Raw genomic sequence first — 4,576 nt, forward strand, 5'->3', positions numbered from 1 at the left:
CGCCTGGAAGCACCTGCACGTGCGCGCCCGGGCGCACGCACGACGCCCCCGGCACCGAGGCACCGGGGGCGTCAGGCCGAAGAGGGCGCGCTCAGGCCGCGAGCGCCGTGACCACAGCCCGCACGACGAAGCCCGCGTCGGTGGCATCCACCGTCACCGCTCCCCCGTCTGCCAGCTCTCCCGACACGAACAGGTCGGCGATGCGGTCGTCGACCTCCCGCTGGATGACGCGACGCAGCGGCCGCGCGCCGTACTCGGGTTCATAGCCGACCTCGGCCAGGCGATCGATCGCGGCATCCGTCGCCTCGAAGGTCACCTCGCGGGAGGCGAGCCGTCGAGACGTGGCTCCGAGAAGCAGCCCCACGATCTCGCGAAGCTGCGCCCTCTCGAGCTTGCGGAACAGCACGATGTCGTCGATGCGGTTGAGGAACTCCGGCCGCATCGCCTCGCGGAGCTTGCCCATCACCCGGTCGCGCAGGTCGTCGTCGGCGAATTCGCGGCCCGTGGTGGTGAAGCCGATCGCGCCGGATCGGGATGCCAAGAACTCCGCGCCCAGGTTCGAGGTCATCACGATGACCGTGTTGCGGAAGTCGACCGTGCGCCCCTGGCCGTCGGTGAGGCGTCCGTCGTCGAGCACCTGCAGCAGCAGGGTGAACACGTCGGGGTGTGCCTTCTCGATCTCGTCGAACAACAGGACGGCGTACGGGTTGCGGCGCACGCGCTCGGTGAGCTGACCGGCCTCGTCGTAGCCGACGTATCCCGGAGGGGCACCGATCAGGCGCGAGACCGTGTGGCGCTCGCCGAACTCGCTCATGTCGAAGCGGATCACCGCGCCGTCGTCGTCGAAGAGCGACCCGGCGAGCGCCTTCGCCAGCTCGGTCTTGCCGACGCCGGTGGGTCCGAGGAAGAGGAACGATCCGACCGGACGGTTCTCGTCGCCCATGCCCGTGCGATTGCGGCGCACGGCCTTGGCGACGGCCGCGACGGCGTCGTCCTGCCCGACGACCCGGGCGTGCAACTCGGTCTCGAGATCCGCGAGACGCCCACGCTCGGTGGCCGTGAGGCGCGCGACCGGGATTCCGGTGGCGCGGCTGATCACCGCGGCGATCTCGGGCTCGTCCACGACGGCCGAGAGGCGGGGGCCACCGGAAACGTCATCGAGGCGCGTCTGCACCGCCGCGATCTCGTCGCGCAGGCGCGAGGCCTCCTCGTAGTGCTCGGCCGAGACCGCGGCGTTCTTGTCGGCCTCCAGGGTCGCCAAACGCTCGAGCAGGGAGGAGGTGTCGACGCTCACCCCGAGGCGCAGGCGCAGGCGCGCTCCCGCCTGGTCGATCAGGTCGATGGCCTTGTCGGGCAGCACCCGGTCGCTGAGGTACCGGTCGCTGAGCTCCACCGCGGCGCGCAGGGCATCGTCGGTGTAGGTGACGGCGTGGTGCTCCTCGTAGGCCGGACGGAGCCCCCGCAGGATCTCCACGGCATCCGGGATCGACGGCTCCCCCACGCGCACGGGCTGCAGGCGCCGCTCGAGCGCGGGGTCCTTCTCGATCGTGCGGTACTCGCGCAGGGTGGTCGCGCCGATCAGGTGCACGTCGCCGCGCGCGAGGCGGGGCTTGAGGATGTTCCCGGCATCCATCGATCCGTCTCCGCTGCCGCCGGCCCCCACGAGCGTGTGCACCTCGTCGATGAAGACGACGAGCTTCTCGGATGCCGAGACCTCGTCCATCGTCTGGGTGAGCCGCTCCTCGAAGTCGCCGCGGTAGCGGGCGCCGGCGAGCATGGCGGCGAGGTCGAGCGACACCACGCGGGTCTCGCGCAGCTGCTCGGGCACCTCTCCCGCGACGATGGCACGCGCGAGTCCCTCGACGACGGCGGTCTTGCCGACACCGGCCTCGCCGATGAGCACGGGGTTGTTCTTCGTGCGACGACTGAGGATCTCGATCGTCTGCTCGATCTCGTCGGTGCGGCCGATCACGGGGTCGAGGTCGCCTGCCGCGGCGCGCGCGGTGAGGTCGGTGCCGAACCGGTCGAGGTTCGGGGTGACGGATGCCGTCTCCGCCGACGCCTCGCCCTGTCCGCCGCCCAGAACGGTCTCGCGCACGCCCTCGGTCAGGGCTTCGGCGGTGACGCCGGCCTGCGCGAGGATCTGACCCGCTGGGGCGTCCTGCGCGAGCACGAGGGCGAAGAAGAGGTGGTCGGGGTCGACGTACGTCGATCCCGCCGCGCGTGCCACCTGGAACGCGTGGAACAGGGCCCGCTGCACGGAGCCCGCCACGACGGCCCCGTCGACCTCGGCGGCGGGGGAGGCGGCGGGGAGCCTGCTCTCGGCGGCCCGGGCGATGGCGACGGGGTCGGCACCGAGGCGGCTCACGGCCTCCCTCGCGGGCGAGCGGCCGACGAGCACGTGAAGCACGTGCAGCGCGTCGAGCTCGCGCTGACCGCGGCTGAGGGCGAAGCGACCGGCTTCTTGCAGGGCGTCCTGGGTACGAGCGCTCAGGAACCGGCTGAGGTCGATGGAGCGCTCGGCGCGGGCCTGCTCGCCCGCCAGGTAGCGAGCGAGGAATTCGTCGAACGACTGCGCGCCGTCGCCGGCGCCGGGGGTGACATCTTCGGGCAATTCCGTCTCCTGTGATACGTGAGGGCTGGCAACTTGAGCGCCGCCGTATCAACTTCAACGTGAGGTCGTCGCGGCTATTCCCGCAGGCCGGGATCGACGTCGTTCCACAGCTCGACGGTCTGCACCACCCAGAAGACCCCGAACAGCGCGAGCGCGATCGACTCCCCCACGAACACGACGGGAAACCCCGTCCGCTCGACGCCCGTCACGACGCCGACCACGAGCAGGATCAGCGTGACGAGGATCCCCACCGCGACGGCGCCATACGCACGACGCAGTCCCGCACGGCGACGGCCGACCGACTGCGGCCTCCACGCGGCGAGGGCTGCGACCGCTGCGATCAGGACGAAGAACGCCACAGCCGCGACCTCGTGCGCCGTCGAGAAGAAGCCCTCCGGCGCGATCGCCGCCCACGCCACGGCCGCGACCGTGAGCGACACGGTCACCCCGATGGTCGCCGCCACCCCGCGGCTCGCCGTGCCCTGGACCCGCGCGAGGATCCCGCCGACGACCGCCCCGAGAAGGACCACGGATGCCACGGCCACGCCGTTGTTCACCACGCTCGCTCGCACATCGGGTGGCACGCACCGCAGCACCGGCTCGCAGACACCCGCCGCGATGGTGGTCGGAACATAGGCGACGGCGAGCGCGAGGACCGCGGCGATGTCGAGCAGACCCTGCTCGAGGCTCCTCCCCGACAGGGCAAGCAGCGCCAGGGCGATCGCGCTGAGCGCGCCGACGAACACCGGCCCCGCCGGGCCGTAAAAGGCGGCGCTGACGGATGGGAGCGCTGCACCGCTCGCGACCTCAAGCGCGACGCCGACTGCGAGGAAGACGGTGGCACCGATGATCGCCAGGCGCACGTACCGGTACGTGCGCTGGGTCGAGGTCGTGCGGATGCGCATACCGGCATCCTTCCAGTGCCCTCCGACACGACGTGCGGGCGATCCCCTCGCGCGATGTCGGAGGTCGGGTCCATACTGGCCGCACATCGAGAGGAGCCGCTCATGGAGTGGAGGATCGAGCTCATCTTCGTGCCGGTGACAGACGTCGACCGGGCGAAGGAGTTCTACGAACGCATCGGATTCCATCCCGACCACGACCACCAGGTGAGCGACGAGCTGCGCTTCGTGCAGATGACCCCACCGGGGTCGGCGTGCTCGATCGCCTTCGGCACGGGTCTCGAGCTGACGCTCGAACCCGGACGGCAAGACACGATCCAGGTGGTCGTGCCCGATGCCGACGGCGCACTCGCGCACCTGCGGGAGGCGGGGGTCGAGGCCGACGGCGTCGATGAACAGCAGTGGGGGCGCTTCGTCACGTTCGCCGATCCCGACGGCAACCGGTGGACGCTGCAGCAGCTTCCGACGTACTGACGCGCGGCGCGACGCGGCCACCTCTGCGACAGAGGGTCTGGAAGACTTTCCCCATGCGCGAATTCCTCACCGGTGCGGGGCTTCTGCTGCGTGGTCTCGGCCAGTGGCGTCGCACCCCGAGGGCGATGGCCCTCGGCCTGATCCCGGGAACCGTGGTCGGGCTCGTCTTCGCCGCCGCACTGGTGGCGTGGGGCCTGGTGCTGCCCGGCCTGGTCGACGACTGGACCCCCTTCGCCGACACATGGCCCTCGTTCTGGGCCGATGCCGTGCGCACGGCGATCGGCGTCGCATCGTTCGGTGCCGCCCTTCTCGTGGTGGTGGTGTCGTTCACGGCGGTGACCCTCGCGGTCGGCGAGCCGTTCTACGACCGCATCTGGCGAGCGACCGAGCGCAGCGCCACCGGTACGGTGCCCGACGTCGATTACGGCTTCTGGCGAGCGGTCGCCGACAGCGTGCGCCTCATCCTCCGCGGCATCCTGGCTGCCGCGCTGGCCTGGGTCATCGGACTCATCCCGTTCGTCGGCGGCGTGCTGGGTTTCGCCACCGGTGTCGCGCTGACCGGCTGGCTGCTCGCCGACGAGCTGAC

General features: G+C 71.1%; 4 protein-coding genes. 2 read left to right on the plus strand and 2 right to left on the minus strand.

The window, feature by feature from the left end:
* Positions 1–91: 91 nt before the first annotated feature.
* Together RWP81_RS14490 and RWP81_RS14495 are read right to left on the minus strand one after the other, a co-directional pair.
* On the minus strand, positions 92–2,614 hold the full coding sequence (locus tag RWP81_RS14490) for an ATP-dependent Clp protease ATP-binding subunit (RefSeq protein ID WP_314457254.1): 2,523 nt from the start codon (positions 2,612–2,614) through the stop codon (positions 92–94).
* 74 nt (positions 2,615–2,688) lie between these two features.
* Positions 2,689–3,519 (minus strand): hypothetical protein, encoded by an 831-nt coding sequence (locus RWP81_RS14495; RefSeq protein WP_314457256.1) that lies wholly within the window; start codon positions 3,517–3,519, stop codon positions 2,689–2,691.
* A 102-nt stretch (positions 3,520–3,621) separates the two neighbouring features.
* Between RWP81_RS14495 and RWP81_RS14500 the strand changes: the two genes are divergently transcribed.
* Together RWP81_RS14500 and RWP81_RS14505 are read left to right on the plus strand one after the other, a co-directional pair.
* Positions 3,622–3,990, plus strand: a complete 369-nt coding sequence (locus RWP81_RS14500) for a VOC family protein (protein ID WP_314457258.1) — start codon at positions 3,622–3,624, stop codon at positions 3,988–3,990.
* A gap of 53 nt (positions 3,991–4,043) precedes the next feature.
* The coding region (locus RWP81_RS14505) for an EI24 domain-containing protein (RefSeq protein ID WP_314457260.1) at positions 4,044–4,576 on the plus strand (533 nt) is incomplete at its 3' end.

The sequence above is a fragment of the uncultured Microbacterium sp. genome (genome assembly GCF_963521695.1).
Classification (GTDB): domain Bacteria; phylum Actinomycetota; class Actinomycetes; order Actinomycetales; family Microbacteriaceae; genus Microbacterium.